This is a genomic window from Bradyrhizobium sp. USDA 4354 (assembly GCF_054060315.1).
In genome coordinates, this window is the sequence record NZ_JBSSDC010000001.1 from 702618 (window position 1) to 719459 (window position 16842).

The following is a 16842-nucleotide window of genomic DNA, read 5'->3' on the forward strand; positions in this document are numbered from 1 at the left end:
CTTTGGGCGTTTGCCCCTGAAGGGGCCATTGTGTCGCGCCAAAGAAAACGGGATTGCCGGCAAGAGGTCAAGGCGCCTCTTCTCTTACCCTCCCCTGGAGGGGGAGGGTCGATCGCGCGCAGCGCGAACGGGGTGGGGTGAAGCCACAACAAAGGTGGTCTCGCGTTTGTTCCGTGAAGGCCTTTCCGTTCATTTGAAAGCACCGCGTTCGCGGATAGTCTGTCACCCCACCCCGCTGCGCATTGCATGCGCAGCGACCCTCCCCCTCCAGGGGAGGGTAAGAGAAAGTGCCGCCTGGACTGCTAAGTTCGGCGATGTTTCAGGGGTGTCGTTTCGGCCTCGCGCGATCCGTACAGCTCGACATAGATGCGTTCGAGCACGGCGGTCAGATCGCTATTGATCTCCGAATTCCAGAATCGGATGACGCGGTATCCTTCGTTCTCGAGCCAGCGTTGGCGTTCGAGGTCCCGTGCGGCCGTATCGTCTTCATTGTGGTGGCCGCCATCGAGCTCGATGATGAGACGCTTCGCTGGACAGAAGAAATCGACGACGTAAGGGCCGATCGGCGCCTGCCGGCGGAAGTGCGAGCCGTCCATCGGAAGGTCTTTGAGGGCGCGCCACAGCATCCGTTCGTGCGGTGTCGTATTTGCTCTCAGCCTCTTGGCGGCGGCACGTCGGATTGATGTTGAGACCATTGCCTTGGCTTCACCCCAGCCCGCTCGCGCGTCGCGCGAGCGACCCACGGGCGAGCTACGCTCGTCCCGGACCCCTCCAGGGGAGGGTAAGGGAAGTACGCTCGCGATACAATCATGAGTAGCGTGACGCTACACCGCCGCGGTCGTCACGCCGCCGTCGATGACGATGGTCTGGCCGGTCATGAAGCTCGAGGCGTCGGAGGCGAGGTAGGCGACTGCGCCGGCGATTTCGTCGGGTTCGCCGATGCGGCGGAGCGGGGTGGTGGCGGTACGGCGTTTGAGGTTGGCTTCGTCTTCCCAGAGGGCGCGGGCAAAGTCGGTCTTGACGAGGCCGGGCGCGATGCAGTTGACGCGGACGCCTTTCGGGCCCCATTCGCCGGCGAGCGAGCGGCACAGCGCGAAATCGGCGGCCTTCGAGATGCCGTAGGCGCCGATCACGGTGGAGCCGCGCAAGCCCCCGATCGAGGAGATGATGACCACCGAGCCGTTGCCGCGCTCGGCCATCTGCGGGATCGCGAGCGCGGCGAGCCAGATGTTGCTCTTGACATTCGAGCCTATGATCTTGTCGAAGGCTTCATCCGTGATGTCGAGCAGCGGGCCGTAATACGGATTGACGGCGGCGTTGCAGACGAGGATATCGATCTTGCCGTAATGCTTCGTGGCACCCGCGATCAGCGCCTCGACCTCGTTCTTGCGTGCGATGTTGCAGGGGATGACGGTTGCCTCGCCGCCGGCAGCAATGATGCCGTCGGCGACTTCCTTGCAGGCGTCGGCCTTGCGCGAGGAGACAACGACCTTGGCCCCGAGCTTGGCCAGGAGCTCAGCGGAGGAACGGCCGATGCCGCGGCTGGAGCCGGTGACCACGGCGACCTTGCCGGTGAGATCGAATGGGGTGTTTTTCATTGGTGTTGCTCTGCTGCTTCAACAACCTCCGTCATTGCGAGGAGCGAAGCGACGAAGCAATCCAGACTGCCTCAAGGGAAAGATCCTGGATTGCTTCGCTTCGCTCGCAATGACGACGTGGAGAGATCCCGGGGCTCATCGCTTCGTGATGTCCCGGGATGACAGTCATCGTGTGGCCTCAGATCAACCCGCCCGCGTCGGCGACGCGGCGCTGGTGGTAGTCGGTGTCGCCAAAGCTATTCTCGATCATGGTGAGGCGCTTGAAGTAGTGGCCGATCTTCGCCTCCATGGTCATGCCGATGCCGCCGTGGAGTTGGATCGCCTGCTGGCCGACGAATTTCAGCGACTTGCCGATCTGCACCTTGGCCGCGGCGATCGCATTGGTGCGCTCCCTGGCGTCCTCGAAATCGTTCGCCATGGTCGCGAACATCGACATCGAGCGCGCCTGCTCGGCCGCGACGAACATGTCGGAGGCGCGGTGCTGCAGCGACTGGAACGAGCCGATCGCGACGCCGAACTGCTTTCGGGTCTTGATGTACTCGACCGTGGTCTTGAGCGATTCGTCCATCAGGCCGACCGCCTCGGCACAGAGCGCGACGCGGGCTTCGTCCACCACGCGCTCGATCAGCGCGAGCGAGTCCTCGGGGTTTCCGAGCACGGCGTCGGCACCGACCTCGACGCCGGTGAAGGTGATGTCGGCAGCGTGCAGACCGTCCTGGGTGGGATACCCCTTCCTGGCGACGCCCTTGGCATTGCCAGGCACCAGGAACACGCCGATGCCGCTTCTGTCGCGGCGATCGCCCTTGGTGCGGGCGGTGACGATCAGCGTGTCGGCGTTCTCGCCGTTGAGCACGACGAACTTCTCGCCGTCGATCACCCAACGGTCGCCCTTCTTCTTCGCGGTCGTCGAGACGTCGAACAGATCGTAGCGCGAGTTCTTCTCGAGCTGGGCAAAGGCCAGCGTCTTGCTGCCGTCGATGATGGCAGGCACGTGGGCCGCCTTCTGCGCGTCGGTGCCGGCATGGCGCAGGAAGCCGCCGCCGATCACGACCGTTGCGAGATAAGGCTCCAGCACCAGCGCCTTGCCGAGCGCTTCCATCACGATCATGGTCTCGACGCCGCCGCCGCCGAAGCCGCCATCAGCCTCGCTGAAGGGCAGGCCCAAGAGGCCTTGCTCGGCGAGCTTGAGCCAGACCGTTTTGCTCCAGCCGCCCTTCTCCGCCATGTACTTCTTGCGCTGCTCGAAATCGTAGGAATCGGTCAGCAGGCCGTCGATGCTTTCCTTGAGAAGCCGCTGCTCCTCGGACAGATCAAAATCCATTTCTGTTTCCTCAAGTAATCAGTGTCTGTGTGGTGCGGGGGGCCCTCTTCACCTCTCCCCGCCTGCGGGGAGAGGTCGACGCGTGAAACGCGTCGGGTGAGGGGGGTACCGCTCTCGCGACTTTCTCTACGCGGAGAGAGGCCCCTCACCCCTCCCTCTCCCCGTAAGAACGGGGAGAGGGGGAAGAAAGAGCATCACAGCCCCAGCACCGCCTTGGCGATGATGTTGCGCTGGATCTCGTTGGAGCCGCCGTAGATCGAGACCTTGCGGTTGTTGAAGTAGCTCGGCGCGATCTGTGCGGTCCAGTCCATGGCCTCGTTCGAGCCGTCGTCGCCGTGCACGTCGTAAGGCGCGGCGAAGGGGCCGATCACTTCCATCAAGAGCTCTGTGGTGGTCTGCTGGATCTCGGAGCCCTTGATCTTCAGCACGGAAGAAGCCGGATTGGGCTTGCCCTTGCCGTGCTTGCCTTCGTCCGCGACGACGCGGAGCTGAGTGAGCTCGAGCGCCTTCAGCTCGATCTCGCAGGCTGCCAGCTTCTCGCGGAAGGCGGGATCCTGGATGATCGGCTTGCCGCCGGACTCGACCTTGGAGGCGAGATCCCTGATGCGGCGGATGCGCTCCTTGGAGACGCCGACGCGGGCAATGCCGGTGCGCTCATTGCCGAGCAGGAATTTGGCGTAGTCCCAGCCCTTGTTCTCCTCGCCGATCAGGTTCTCGTAGGGAACCTCGACGTCGTCGAAGAAGACCTCGTTGACCTCATGGCCGCCGTCAATGGTCTGGATCGGGCGCACCGTGACGCCCTTCGACTTCATCGAGAACACGATGAAGGAGATGCCCATCTGCTTCTTGGCGTTGTTGTCGGTGCGGCAGAGGCAGAAGATCATGTCGGCGTGCTGGGCGAGCGTGGTCCAGGTCTTCTGGCCGTTGATGATCCATTTGTCGCCACGGCGCTCGGCCTTGGTCTTGAGCGAGGCGAGGTCGGAGCCGGAGCCGGGCTCGGAGAAGCCCTGGCACCACCAGTCGTCGACACTGGCGATGCGCGGAAGATACTTCTTCTTCTGCTCCTCGTTGCCGAAGGTGTAGATCACAGGGCCGACCATGCTGACGCCGAAGGCGAGCGGCTGCGGCGCCGGATGCGCCTGAAGCTCCTCGTTGAAGATGTAATGCTGCACGGGCGTCCACCCAGTTCCGCCATATTCCTTCGGCCAATGGCTGACGCCCCAGCCCTTCTTGTTGAGGATGCGCCACCAATTCACCATCTCGTCCTTCGAGAGATGGCGGCCCTCGACCATCTTGCGCCGCGTATCCGGCGGCACGTTGTCGCGGAAGAACTGCCGCACTTCCTCGCGAAACGCCTGCTCTTCTTTCGTGAATGCGAGATCCATCGGATCCTCCTGTGAGCGTTATTCTCTATTCGTCACTCCGGGGCGCGCGAAGCGCGAACCCGGAGTCCAGAAGTTGTGGCTCGAGGTTCCGGGTTCATTCGCGTACCGCGAATGCCTGGGAACGACAGCAACTACTGCAGCACCTCGAACAAGCCGGCCGCGCCCATGCCGCCGCCGACGCACATGGTGACGACTGCGTATTTGGCCTTGCGGCGGCGGCCTTCGATCAGGGCGTGGCCGGTGAGGCGCGCGCCGGACATGCCGTAGGGATGCCCGACCGCGATGGCGCCGCCATCGACGTTGATCTTCTCGGGGTCGATGCCGAGCTTGTCGCGGCAATACAGCACCTGTACCGCGAAGGCTTCGTTCAGCTCCCAGAGGCCGATATCGTCGACGGTGAGGCCGTGGCGCTTCAAGAGGCGCGGCACGGCGAAGACCGGGCCGATGCCCATCTCGTCCGGCTCGCAGCCGGCGGAGACGAAGCCGCGGAAGATGCCGAGCGGCGCAAGGCCGCGCTTGGCGGCTTCCTTGTCGCTCATGATCACGGTGGCGCTGGCACCATCGGAGAGCTGGCTGGCGTTGCCGGCGGTGACGGTGAAACCTTCGCCGCGCACGGGCTTGAGGCCGGCAAGACCCTCAGCCGTGGTTTCCGGGCGCGGGCCCTCGTCCTGCGACAGCGTGACTTCCTTCATCGACACGGCGCCGGTCGCCTTGTCGGTGACCGCCATCTGCGTGGTGATCGGCGCGATCTCGTCCTTGAACTTGCCACCCTGCTGCGCGGCGGCGGTGCGGCGCTGGCTCTCCAGCGAGTATTCGTCCTGGCGTTCGCGCGAGATGCCGTAGCGCTTGGCGACGACCTCGGCCGTGTCGATCATGGGCATGTAAACCTCGCCCTTGATCTTGAGCAGCGCCGGATCCTGCGCATGGAAGCCGTTCATCTTGTCGTTCTGCACGAGCGAGATCGACTCGCCGCCGCCGCCGACCGCGATCTCGACGCCGTCGAAGATCACCGAGCGCGCGGCGAGCGCGATCGCCTGCAGGCCCGAGGCACACTGCCGGTCGATGGTGGTGCCCGCCACGGTAACGGGAAGGCCGGCGCGGAGCAGCGCCTTGCGCGCGATGTTGCCGCCGGTCGCGCCCTGCTGGAGCGCCGCGCCCATCACCACGTCCTCGACCTCCTTCGGATCGATCTTGGCGCGCGCGACGGCCTCACCGATGGCATGGCCGAGCAGCGTTGCGCCCTCGGTGGCGTTGAGTGCGCCGCGATAGGCCTTGCCGATCGGGGTGCGGGCGGTGGAAACGATGACGGCGTCGGTCAAGAACGAGCTCCTGATGCGGTTTTGGTGGATTGTGACGGTTTCTGCTGCTGGCGCAATTCGTGGCGCGACAATTTTCCGACCGGCGTGCGCGGCAGGTCGGCGACGAACTCGACCGCGGCCGGCAGCTCGTGCTTGCCGAGCTTGCCGGCGAGCTGCGCGCGCAGCTCATCGAGCGTGAACGGCTTTGCGTCGGGCTTGAGCTTGATGAAGGCCTTTGCGGCCTCGCCGCGGTACTGGTCGGGAATGCCGAGCACGATCACCTCGTGCACGCCCGGAATGGTGTAGATCGCCTGCTCGATCATCTGCGGATAGACGTTGAAGCCGCCGGAGATGATCATGTCCTTCTTGCGGTCGACCAGGAAGAAATAGCCGTCGGTGTCGACATAGCCGATGTCGCCGGTGAGAAAGCGGCCGTCGACGAAGGCCTCCGCGGAACCCTCCGGCTTGTTCCAGTAGCCCTTGGTGACGTTCGGGCCCTTGATGCGGATCTCGCCGACCTCGCCGGGCGGCAACACCTTTGTCGGATCGTCCAGCGCGACGACGTCGAGCTCGACGCCGGGCAGCATCAGGCCGATCGAGCCGGGCTTGTCCGGGCCGGTGGGCGGATGGCCGGTGCCGGGCGAGCAGGTCTCGGTCATGCCCCAGCCGCTGCGCAGCTTCTTGCCGACCTTGCGCTCGAAGAAGCTCGCGATCTCGACCGGCAGCGGCGCGCCGCCGGAGCCGATGGTGGCGAGCGAGGAGAAGTCGCGCTTGTCGAGATCGGGGAGCGCGGCGATCGCGATCCACATCGTCGGCACGCCCGGGAAGTAAGTTGCGCGCTTGATTTCGATGTCGCGCATGACCGCCTCGACGTCGAAGCGCTGGTGCAGCGAGATCAGGTTGCCGCGGCGGAGCGAGGACAGCAGCACAACTGTGAGCGCATAGATGTGGAACAACGGCAGCACGCAGATCACGCGCTCGATCACATCGCCGCGCGCGGCGCGCGACGGCTTGCCCCAGACGTCGTAGATCGACACCGCCGCGGTGAGATTGCCATGGGTGAGCATCGCGCCCTTGGGCAGGCCGGTGGTGCCGCCGGTATATTGCAGCAGCGCGACGTCGTCGGCCGTCACGGGGGGCCACTCTGCCGGCCCGGTCGCGCCCTCGACGAAGGTCTTGAAGGTGACGATGCGGGGATCATCGGGAATCGCCGCCTGCGGCGTGCCGACCTTGCCCCAATGATCGTCCTCGCAAACAACCAGGCGATCGATCAGGCCCTTCTCCAGGAACTTCAGCGCGGTCGGCAGCAGCGCCGCAAGGTTCGAGGTGACGAGCAGGCGCGAGCCGGAGTCGGAGATCTTGTGAATCAGCGCGATCTCGCCGTCGAGCGGGGACAGATGCGCAACGCGGCTGCCTGCCTTGAGCGCGCCGAAGAAATTGACGGGGTGATCCGGCGTATTGCCGAGGAATAGCGCGGCGGAAGAGTCCTTGTCGCAGCCGGCGCGCAGGAACGCCGCGGCGGCACGCTCGGCCATCACAGCGAGCTCGGTGTAGGTGATCGGACGGTCGCGGAATTCCAGCGCGGTGCGCGGGCCGTAATCGGCGGCGGCTTTCGCCAGGAGGTCCGGGAGCGTGCCCTGGAGGATGGGGTCGTCCCACCGCACGCCCTCGGGGTAAAACTGTTCGCCGGGATGGGTCATTGCTTCTCTAAACCACACAGACCGTCATTCCGGGGCGGCTCGAAGAGCCGAACCCGGAATCTCGAGATTCCGGGTTCGATGCTGCGCATCGCCCCGGAATGACGCCAACCATCACGCCGCTTTCGACTCGGCCGCGAGCGACGCAAACGTCTTGCCCTCCGCCGCGAGCTTCTTCAGCAGCGGGGCGGGCTCGAGGCTCGGGTCGTTGGTCTCCTTGGCGTAGAACGACAGGCGATCGGCGATGTGCTTGAGGCCGACGCTGTCGGCCCAGAACATCGGGCCGCCGCGGTAGATCGGCCAGCCATAGCCGTAGAGCCAGACCACGTCGATGTCGGAGGGGCGCGCCGCGATGCCCTCTTCGAGGATCTTGGCGCCCTCGTTGATCATCGGATACATCATGCGCTCGAGGATCTCCTCGTCGCTGACGACGCGCTTCTTGCGCCCCAGGCGCAGCAGCGTCTCGTCGATCAGCTTCTCGACATCAGGATCGGGCAGCGGCGCACGCGAGCCGGCTTCATACTTGTAGTAGCCCTTGCCGGTCTTCTGGCCGAAGCGGCCGGCTTCGCACAGCGCGTCCGCGATCTCGGACTTGATGCCGCGATCCTTGCGCGAGCGCCAGCCGATGTCGAGGCCGGCAAGGTCGCCCATCGCGAACGGCCCCATCGGCATGCCGAACTTGGTGACGACGGCATCGACCTGCTGCGGCAGGGCGCCTTCGAACAACAGCTTCTCGGACTGCTTGCCGCGCTGGGCGAGCATGCGGTTGCCGACGAAGCCGTCGCAGACGCCGACCACGGCCGGCACCTTCGCGATCTTGCGTGCGATCGTCACCGCAGTGACGAGCGCATCGGGCGCGGTCTTGTCGGCGCGGACGATCTCGCAGAGCTTCATGACGTTGGCCGGCGAGAAGAAGTGCATGCCGAGCACGTCCTGCGGACGCTTGGTCGACTTCGCGATCTCATCGATGTTGAGATACGAGGTATTGGAGGCGAGCACGGCGCCGGGCTTGGCGTACTGGTCGAGCTTGCCGAACACCTCCTTCTTCACCGCCATGGTCTCGAACACGGCCTCGATGACGAGGTCGGCATCGCCGACATTCTCGATGCCGACCTTGCCGTCGATCAGCGCCATGCGCTTGGCGGGCGCATCCGCCGGGATGCCGCCGCGCGCGGCGGTCGCCTCCCAGTTCTTCTGCATGACGCCCATGCCGCGCTTGAGCTGCTCCTCGCCGGTCTCGATCAGGGTGACGGGAACGCCCGCATTGGCAAAGGACATCGCAATGCCGCCGCCCATGGTGCCGGCGCCGAGAATGGCGACGCGGTTGACCGGACGCGGCTTGGTGCCTTCAGGCACGCCCGCGATCTTGTTGGCCTCGCGCTCGGCGAAAAAGGCGTAGCGCTGCGCCTTGGACTGATCGCTGGCGACGAGCTTGAGGAAGCCCTCGCGCTCCTTCTTCAGGCCTTCGTCGAACGGCAGGTCGATGGCGTAGCCGACGGCATCGGCCGCCGCGAACGGCGCTTCCAAGCCGCGCGACTTCTTGGTCATGGCCGCGACCGCGTTGGTGAAGATCGAGCGGTCGGCCTTGGCGGCCGCGAGCTTGGAATCGTCATCTCGCAGGCGCCGCAGCGGGCGCTTTTCGGCGAGCAGCTTGCGCACGAAGGCTTCGCCGCCCGAGGCTGGCCCCTCGACGATCTCCTCGATCAAGCCGCTCTTCAGCGCTTCCGCCGCACCGATCGGGTCGCCGCCGACGATCATCTTGACCGCGAGCTCTGGGCCCACCGCACGCGGCAGACGCTGGGTGCCGCCGGCGCCGGGCAAGAGGCCGAGCTTCACCTCGGGCAGGCCGAGCTTGGCTTCCTTGACGGCGACGCGGAAATGACACGCCAGCGCGACCTCGAGGCCGCCGCCGAGCGCGGTGCCGTGGATTGCGGCAACGACCGGCTTGGTCGAATTCTCGATCTCGGACAGCACGTCGTTGAGGGCGGGCGGCTTCGGCGGCTTGCCGAACTCGGTGATGTCGGCACCGGCGATGAAGGTGCGGCCGGCGCAGGTCAGCACGATGCCCTTGATGGCGGAATCGGCGACTGCAGCCTTGATGCAGTCCAGGATACCGCCGCGGACTGCGGCACTCAGCGCATTGACCGGCGGGCTGTTGACCGTGACGATCCCGACTTCATCATGACGCTCAAGCTTGACCACTTCGCTCACGGTGTCCCTCCTTGGTGGGGATTTACTTTTATTCGATTTCGCGGTGCGGAATTTAATTCCGCATCTTGACGGCAGGGTTATTTTGAAGCACGGACGTTGTCAACGACTCCGCGCAAGAAGCAGATCAGGGATGAAGCGTACAGGAAAGAAGACTGCGACCGATCGGAATTTCGTCGTCGCGCTTTCCCGCGGACTGGATGTATTGCGCGCGTTCCAACCCAATGACGGCCTTCTCGGCAATCAGGAGATTGCGGCCCGCACCAATCTGCCCAAGCCGACCGTGTCGCGGCTGACCTACACCTTGACCAAGCTCGGCTATCTGACGCCGGTTCCCCGGTTCGAGAAGTACCAGCTCGCACCCGCAGCGATGTCGCTCGGTTACGCGGCATTGGCCAATCTGGGCGTTCGGCATTTGTCCGAGCCGTTCCGCGAGGAAGTGATGCGCGCGACCGGCGGCGCCGTCGCCGTCGGCGGCCGCGACCGTCACAGCATGATTTATTTCGGGCAGAGCCGCGGCAACGAGACGGTCGGCGTTCAACTTGACGTCGGCTCGCGCGTGCCGATTGCAACCAGCGCGATGGGCCGCGCCTATTTCTGGGCGCTCGACGACGAGGGTCGCGCTGAAGTGTCGCGCACTCTGCGCGAACATTACGGCAGCCGCTGGCCGAAGATGCGCGACGGATTGGAACGTTCCGGCGAGACCGTGGCGAAATACGGTTTTGCGATTTCGGTCGGCGACTGGCACGACGATATTGGCGCGGCCGGAGTCGCGCTCAGGCTCAACGACGGAACCGGACCTTACGCATTCAATTGCGGCGCGCCAGCATTCCGTTTCACGGAAGAGCGTTTGATCAACGACATTGGACCGCGTCTCCTAGCGATGGTAAGGAACATCGAAGCGGCGCTCGGGGGTCTGATGCCGCATTCCAAAAAAGACATCAGCAAAAAGCTGAAATCAGGAGGAAAAGTTGCGCGTGTGGCCGAGGGGTTCAGATAGCCTTTGTCATCATCGGGAGCGGTTCGCATCGCCCCATCGCTCACTGCACGACGTGAGCGAGACGAGATGACGCAGGCCCAGCTCGCGCAGGGGACATCGCCCCTGCTCGCAGTTCGCGACGTCAGCGTCGTGTTCGGCGGCATCGTCGCGCTCAACGGCGTGTCCTTCGACATGCACAAGGGCCAGATCCTCGGCTTGATCGGCCCCAACGGCGCCGGCAAGACCACGCTCTTCAACTGTCTCTCGCGGCTGTATCAGCCGTCGTCCGGCGACATCCTGATGGACGGCGTGAGCATCCTGTCGCGGCCGCCGCACCGGATCGCCGAGATCGGCATCGGCCGCACCTTCCAGAACGTGGCGCTGTTTCCGAATCTGTCGGTGATGGACAACGTCCGCGTCGGCGCGCATTCGAAGACCTCCAGCGACATCATCAGCGACTCGCTGAAACTTGCCTGGGTCCGGCGCAGCGAGACCAGCGTCAACAAGAAGGTGCACGAGATCCTCGCCTATCTCGACCTCGAAGACGTCGCCCACACCATCGTCTCTGGCCTGCCCTTCGGCACGCAGAAGCGGGTCGAGCTTGCGCGCGCGCTGGCGGCCGATCCGAAGATCCTGCTGCTCGATGAACCGGCCGGCGGCCTCAATCACGAGGAAGTCTATGTGCTGGGCGACCTCATCCGCCGCATCCGCGATGAGCGCCACATGACCGTGCTGCTGGTCGAGCACCATATGGGCCTCGTGATGTCGATTGCCGACCACGTCGTCGCGCTGAATTTCGGCAAGAAGCTCGCGGAAGGCACCCCCGCCCAGGTGCAGGCTGACCCCGACGTCATCAAGGCCTATCTCGGGAGCAAGGACCAATGACGACACTGCTCAACGTCAAGGACCTGCGCGCCTATTACGGCCAGGTCCAGGCGCTCCATGGCCTGTCCTTCTCGCTCGACGAGGGTTCCCTCACGACTCTGCTCGGGGCCAACGGCGCCGGCAAGACCACGACGCTGCGCGCGATCTGCAACATGGTGCGCTCGACCGGCGCGATCGAGTTCGACGGCAAGCCGCTGAACAACCGCTCGACCGAGAACATCGTGCGGTTCGGCATCGCCCATGTGCCGCAGGGCCGCGGCACCTTCACCACCATGACCGTGGAGGAAAACCTCCAGCTCGGGGCGATCACCCGCAAGGACAGCGCCGGCATCGTCTCCGACATCGAGCGCATGTATGCGCATTTCCCGGTGTTGAAGCAGCGCCATACCCAGCAGGCCGGCACGCTCTCCGGCGGCGAGCAGCAGATGCTCGCGGTCGCCCGGGCGCTGATGCTGCGGCCGCGGCTGATGCTGCTCGACGAGCCGTCCTTCGGCCTCGCGCCGTTGGTGGTACGCGATCTGTTCGGCATCCTCGGCAAGATCAACCGCGAGGACAAGGTGTCGATCCTGGTGGTCGAGCAGAACGCCCAGCTCGCGCTCGAGCTCGCCGACCACGCCTATGTGATCGAGACCGGACGCATCGTGATGTCGGGCAAGGCCAAGGACATCGCGCACAACGAAGAAATCCGCAAATCCTATCTGGGTTACTGAAGGAGCCGGGACAATGGAGCTCTTTACCAACCAGGTCCTGGCCGGCATCGCCACGGGCGCGATTTATGCCTGCATGGCGCTCGCCGTGGTCATGATCTACCAGGCCATCGACCATCTCAACTTCGCGCAAGGCGAGATGGCGATGTTTGCGACTTTCGTCTCATGGCAGCTGATGCAGTGGGGTGTGCCCTATTGGGGCGCTTTCGTGATTACGCTGGTCTTCGCGTTTGTCGGCGGCATCGCCATCGAGCGCATCCTGTTCAAGCCGCTCGCCAAGGCGCCGATCCTGACCAATGTCGCAGGCTTCATCGCGCTGTTCGCCATCATCAACTCCTCGGCCGGCCTGATCTGGGACTTCACCATCAAGCAGTATCCGACCCCGTTCGGCTCCTCGCCGTTCCTTGGTAGTCAGTTGATCTCAACCCACCAGGCCGGCATGATCGGTGTCACCCTGCTGCTCCTGGTCGCGCTCTACTTCTTCTTTCAGTACACTCGGATCGGGCTTGCCATGCGAGCCGCCGCCTCGTTACCTGAATCGGCGCGGCTGGTCGGTATCAATACATCCTGGATGATCGCACTCGGCTGGGGCATGGCTTCTGCCATTGGCGCGATTGCCGGCATGCTGATCGCACCGGTCGTGTTCCTGGAACCCAACATGATGGTCGGCGTCCTGCTCTATGGCTTTGCTGCGGCGGTCCTCGGCGGCCTGACCTCGCCGCTCGGCGCTGTGGTCGGCGGCTTCCTGATGGGCATCTTCGAGAACCTCGTCGGCACCTACATTCCCGGCATCGGCAACGAGCTGAAACTTCCGATCGCGCTCGCGCTGATCATCTCCGTCCTGGTCGTCAAACCCGCTGGTCTGTTCGGCCGGCACATCGTCAAGCGAGTTTGATCATGAGCGCTGCAGAAGAAGTCGTCGCCGAAGGCCACGAAGCGGTCGAGGCGGTTCCGAAGCGGGCCATGACGCTGGGCACCGGCACCTCGCTGGTGGTGCTGGCGGCGCTGTTGATCGTGCCGGTGTTCGTCAAGAACTTCGTCATCTTCCAGATGACGATGCTCCTGATCTACGGGCTCGCCGTGCTGGCGCTGAACATCCTGACCGGCGGAAGCGGCCAGTTCTCGCTCGGCCAGAGCGCGTTCTACGCCGTCGGCGCCTATGTGTCCGCGGTGCTGATGGAGCATGCCAACATCAACTACGCGCTGACCATTCCGATTTCCGCCGCGGTCTGCTTCGCGTTCGGTTACCTGTTCGGCAAGCCGGCGCTGCGACTGTCCGGCGTCTATCTCGCGCTCGCGACCTTCGCACTCGCGACCGCGATGCCGCAGCTGCTCAAGCTGAACTTCCTTGAGCACTGGACCGGCGGCGTGCAGGGCCTCGTCGTCACCAAGCCTGACGCGCCGTTCGGCCTGCCGATGTCGCAGGACATGTGGCTCTACTACTTCTCACTCGCCGTTGTGCTCGCGATCTACATCTTCTCGGTGAACCTGTTGCGCTCACGCTCGGGGCGCGCCTTCATGGCGATCCGCGACAACGAGATCGCGGCCTCCTCGATGGGTGTCAACGTCGCGCTCTACAAGACGCTGGCCTTCGGCGTCTCCGCCGCCATCACCGGCGTTGCCGGCTCGCTCGGCGCCATCGCAGTACAGTTCGTGGCGCCGGACAGCTTCACGATCAACCTCGCAATCTCGCTGTTCCTCGGCATGGTCGTCGGCGGCGTCGGCTGGCTGCCCGGCTCTTTCGTCGGCGCGGCCTTCATCATCTTCGTGCCGAACATGGCGGAAAGCATCTCCAAGGGCCTCTCCGGCGCGGTGTTCGGCGTGCTGTTGTTCCTCGTCATCTACCTCGTGCCGCACGGCGCAAGGCAGATCGCGATCCTGGGCCAGCAATTCGTCGGCAAGCTCAGGAAGAACTGAAAACTCTCAACGACTGTTAGTTAACGAAGGAGACCCAATTGCTTTTCGGAAGAACACTGCGAGCCGCCGCGCTGGTCACGGCAACGGCGACCGTCACTCTCACCTCCGGCGCTGCACTCGCCCAAAAGAAATACGACACCGGCGCGTCCGACACCGAGATCAAGATCGGCAACATCATGCCGTACAGCGGTCCGGCGTCGGCCTATGGCATCATCGGCAAGACCGAAGAAGCCTATTTCAAGATGATCAACGACAAGGGCGGCATCAACGGCCGCAAGATCAATTTCGTGACCTATGACGACGGCTATTCGCCGCCGAAAGCCGTCGAGCAGGTCCGCAAGCTGGTCGAGAGCGACGAGGTGCTGGCGGTCTTCAACCCGCTCGGCACGCCCTCGAACACGGCGATCCAGAAATACCTCAACGCCAAGAAGATCCCGCAGCTGTTCGTCGCCACCGGCGCGACCAAGTGGAACGATCCGAAGAACTTCCCCTGGACCATGGGCTGGCAGCCCTCCTACCAGAGCGAAGCGCACATCTACGCGAAATGGCTGATGAAGGAGAAGCCCGACGCCAAGATCGCGATCCTCTATCAGAACGACGATTTCGGCAAAGACTATCTCAAGGGCACCAAGGACGGGCTCGGCGCCAAGGCCTCATCCATGATCATCATGGAAGAGAGCTATGAGGTCTCCGAGCCGTCGATCGACGGCCACATCGTCAAGATCAAGGCGGCCAATCCCGACGTGCTCTTGATCTACACCACGCCGAAATTCGCGGCCCAGACCATCAAGAAGACCGCCGAGCTCAGCTGGAAGCCGCTCCAGATCCTCACCAACGTGTCGATCTCGGTCGGCAGCGTGATGAAGCCGGCCGGCTTCGAGAACGCGCAGGGCGTGTTGTCGGCGGCCTATGCCAAGGATTCGACGGATCCGCAGTGGGCCAACGATCCCGGCATGAAGAGGTGGAACGAGTTCGTCGACAAGTACATGCCGGGTGCCGACAAGTCCGACACCAGCATGGTCTATGGCTACGGCGCCGCGTCGACCCTGGCCAAGGTGCTGGAAATGTGCGGTGACGATCTCACCCGCGCCAACCTCATGAAGCAGGCGGCGAGCCTGAAGGACTTTGCGCCGGATACCCTGCTGCCCGGCATCAAGATCAACACCGGCGCCAATGACTTCGCTCCAATCGCGCAGCTCCAGATGATGCGCTTCAAGGGCGAGAAGTGGGAACTGTTCGGCGAGATCATCAGCGGCGACGTCGCCTCCGAATGACACGCTGACGCTATAATTCAGCGCGAAGAGCCCCCGCGGGCAACCGCGGGGGCTTTTTGTTGACGTCTGGCCGCAATCTTGTTCAATGCGGCGCCGATCCAGCTCGGGGTAGGAGAACAATGACTGCCGTTCGTTTTCAGGTTGCGGTCCTCTGGATCGCATTCGCGTTGTGCACTGCAATGAGCAGCGAAGTGCTGGCGCAGAAGAAATACGACAGCGGCGCTTCCGATACCGAGATCAAGATCGGTAACATCATGCCCTATAGCGGGCCGGCCTCCGCCTATGCCGCGATCGGCAAGACCGAGGAAGCCTATTTCAACAAGGTCAATGCCGAGGGCGGCATCAACGGCCGCAAGATCAAATTCATCTCCTATGACGACGGCTATTCGCCGCCGAAGACGGTGGAGCAGGCGCGCAAGCTGGTCGAGAGCGACGGTGTGCTCCTGATCTTCGGCTCGCTCGGCACCTCCACCAACAGCGCCATCCGCAAATACATGAACGAGAAGAAGGTGCCGCAATTGTTCGTGGCGAGCGGCGCCTCGAAATGGAACGACCCCAAGCAATATCCCTGGACCATGGGCTGGCAGCCGAGCTACGTCAGCGAGGCGCGCATCTACGCCAAGTACGTCATGAAGGAGAAGCCGGACGGAAAGATCGGCGTGCTCTACCAGAACGACGATTTCGGCAAGGACTATCTGAAGGGGCTGAAAGAGGGCCTTGGGCCCAAGACCTCGATGATCGTGCTGGAAGAAGCCTACGACACCTCCGAGCCGGCGATCGACGAGCACGTCGTCAAATTGAAAGCCTCCGGCGCCGACATCTTCATCAGCATCACCAGCCCGAAATTCGCCGCGCAGGGGATCAAGAAGGCGGCGGAGATCAACTGGCATCCGATGCAGATCATCTCCAACGTCTCGGCTTCGGTCAGCGGCGTACTGGAGCCGGCGGGCATCGAAATCTCGCAAGGCATCCTGTCGGCGACCTACACCAAGGACGGCTCCGACCCGCAGTGGAATGCCGATGAGGGCATGAAGAAGTTCTACAACTTCCTCGCCCAATATGACCCCAAGGCCAACAAGCTCGATGCCGGCGTCGTGTTCGGCTATGCCGCCGCGCAGACGGTGGTGAAGGTGCTGCAGATGTGCGGCGACGATCTCACCCGCGAGAATGTCATGAAGCAGGCCGCCAGCCTGAAGGACTTCGCACCCGATACGTTGCTGCCCGGCATCAAGATCAATACCGCGCCGGACAATTTCGCCCCGATCGAACAGCTCCAGATGATGCGGTTCAGGGGCCGGAAGTGGGAGCTGTTCGGCGATATCATCTCGAGCGACATCGGCCACTGAGCGCCGCGGCGGCGCAATTCAAGATAGTAGCCCCCTACGCAAAGCAACTCAAGCGGTGGATCGGCGGCACGAAATCTCTCGCGCCGGAATATTCGGCATCGTCTCCGAAGAAGATCGCCGACCCCGCGACGCTTATGCGGGGCGTTCTTCTTGCTGCCGGCCGTGGATAGGTATTGAATAGGCGACGGAGCGACAACGATCGCCCCCAACAAGAATAATCGACACAT

The 16842-nt window shown here is 63.8% G+C and carries 14 protein-coding genes; 7 read left to right on the forward strand and 7 right to left on the reverse strand.

Annotated features, from left to right (window positions below):
- Window positions 1-302 precede the first annotated feature (302 nt).
- The 7 genes from ACVIIV_RS03365 to ACVIIV_RS03395 all read right to left on the reverse strand — a co-directional run bounded on the left by ACVIIV_RS03365 (window position 303) and on the right by ACVIIV_RS03395 (window position 9510).
- Window positions 303-743, reverse strand: coding sequence for an endonuclease domain-containing protein (locus ACVIIV_RS03365; RefSeq protein ID WP_456742901.1), 441 nt, complete (start codon window positions 741-743; stop codon window positions 303-305).
- A gap of 81 nt (window positions 744-824) precedes the next feature.
- Window positions 825-1598, reverse strand: coding sequence for an SDR family NAD(P)-dependent oxidoreductase (locus ACVIIV_RS03370; protein WP_456742902.1), 774 nt, complete (start codon window positions 1596-1598; stop codon window positions 825-827).
- A 178-nt stretch (window positions 1599-1776) separates the two neighbouring features.
- Complete coding sequence (gene pimD / locus ACVIIV_RS03375; protein ID WP_456742903.1) at window positions 1777-2919, reverse strand: pimeloyl-CoA dehydrogenase small subunit; 1143 nt, start codon at window positions 2917-2919, stop codon at window positions 1777-1779.
- 194 nt (window positions 2920-3113) lie between these two features.
- The gene (gene pimC, locus ACVIIV_RS03380; protein ID WP_456742904.1) at window positions 3114-4304 is read right to left on the reverse strand and encodes a pimeloyl-CoA dehydrogenase large subunit; all 1191 of its coding nucleotides are present in this window, start codon (window positions 4302-4304) and stop codon (window positions 3114-3116) included.
- 131 nt (window positions 4305-4435) lie between these two features.
- Window positions 4436-5623, reverse strand: a complete 1188-nt coding sequence (locus ACVIIV_RS03385) for an acetyl-CoA C-acyltransferase (RefSeq protein WP_456742905.1) — start codon at window positions 5621-5623, stop codon at window positions 4436-4438.
- On the reverse strand, window positions 5620-7302 hold the full coding sequence (gene pimA, locus ACVIIV_RS03390) for a dicarboxylate--CoA ligase PimA (protein ID WP_456742906.1): 1683 nt from the start codon (window positions 7300-7302) through the stop codon (window positions 5620-5622). Before pimA ends, ACVIIV_RS03385 begins: the two co-directional genes overlap by 4 nt.
- Before the next feature lie 111 nt (window positions 7303-7413).
- Window positions 7414-9510 (reverse strand): 3-hydroxyacyl-CoA dehydrogenase NAD-binding domain-containing protein, encoded by a 2097-nt coding sequence (locus ACVIIV_RS03395; RefSeq protein WP_456742907.1) that lies wholly within the window; start codon window positions 9508-9510, stop codon window positions 7414-7416.
- 130 nt (window positions 9511-9640) lie between these two features.
- Between ACVIIV_RS03395 and ACVIIV_RS03400 the strand changes: the two genes are divergently transcribed.
- The 7 genes from ACVIIV_RS03400 (at window position 9641) to ACVIIV_RS03430 (ending at window position 16615) form a co-directional block, all read left to right on the forward strand.
- Window positions 9641-10507: an IclR family transcriptional regulator gene (locus ACVIIV_RS03400; RefSeq protein WP_456748658.1), complete on the forward strand. Its 867-nt coding sequence runs from the start codon at window positions 9641-9643 to the stop codon at window positions 10505-10507.
- 66 nt (window positions 10508-10573) lie between these two features.
- Window positions 10574-11371 carry an ABC transporter ATP-binding protein gene (locus ACVIIV_RS03405; protein ID WP_456742908.1) on the forward strand — a complete coding sequence of 266 codons (798 nt, stop codon included), beginning with the start codon at window positions 10574-10576 and terminating at the stop codon, window positions 11369-11371.
- On the forward strand, window positions 11368-12081 hold the full coding sequence (locus ACVIIV_RS03410; protein WP_456742909.1) for an ABC transporter ATP-binding protein: 714 nt from the start codon (window positions 11368-11370) through the stop codon (window positions 12079-12081). Before ACVIIV_RS03405 ends, ACVIIV_RS03410 begins: the two co-directional genes overlap by 4 nt.
- 13 nt (window positions 12082-12094) lie before the next feature.
- On the forward strand, window positions 12095-12973 hold the full coding sequence (locus ACVIIV_RS03415; RefSeq protein ID WP_456742910.1) for a branched-chain amino acid ABC transporter permease: 879 nt from the start codon (window positions 12095-12097) through the stop codon (window positions 12971-12973).
- A gap of 2 nt (window positions 12974-12975) precedes the next feature.
- Window positions 12976-13995, forward strand: coding sequence for a branched-chain amino acid ABC transporter permease (locus tag ACVIIV_RS03420; protein WP_456742911.1), 1020 nt, complete (start codon window positions 12976-12978; stop codon window positions 13993-13995).
- Window positions 13996-14033: 38 nt separating this feature from the next.
- Window positions 14034-15269, forward strand: coding sequence for an ABC transporter substrate-binding protein (locus ACVIIV_RS03425; RefSeq protein WP_456742912.1), 1236 nt, complete (start codon window positions 14034-14036; stop codon window positions 15267-15269).
- Window positions 15270-15388: 119 nt separating this feature from the next.
- Window positions 15389-16615 carry an ABC transporter substrate-binding protein gene (locus tag ACVIIV_RS03430; RefSeq protein ID WP_456742913.1) on the forward strand — a complete coding sequence of 409 codons (1227 nt, stop codon included), beginning with the start codon at window positions 15389-15391 and terminating at the stop codon, window positions 16613-16615.
- Window positions 16616-16842 lie beyond the last annotated feature (227 nt).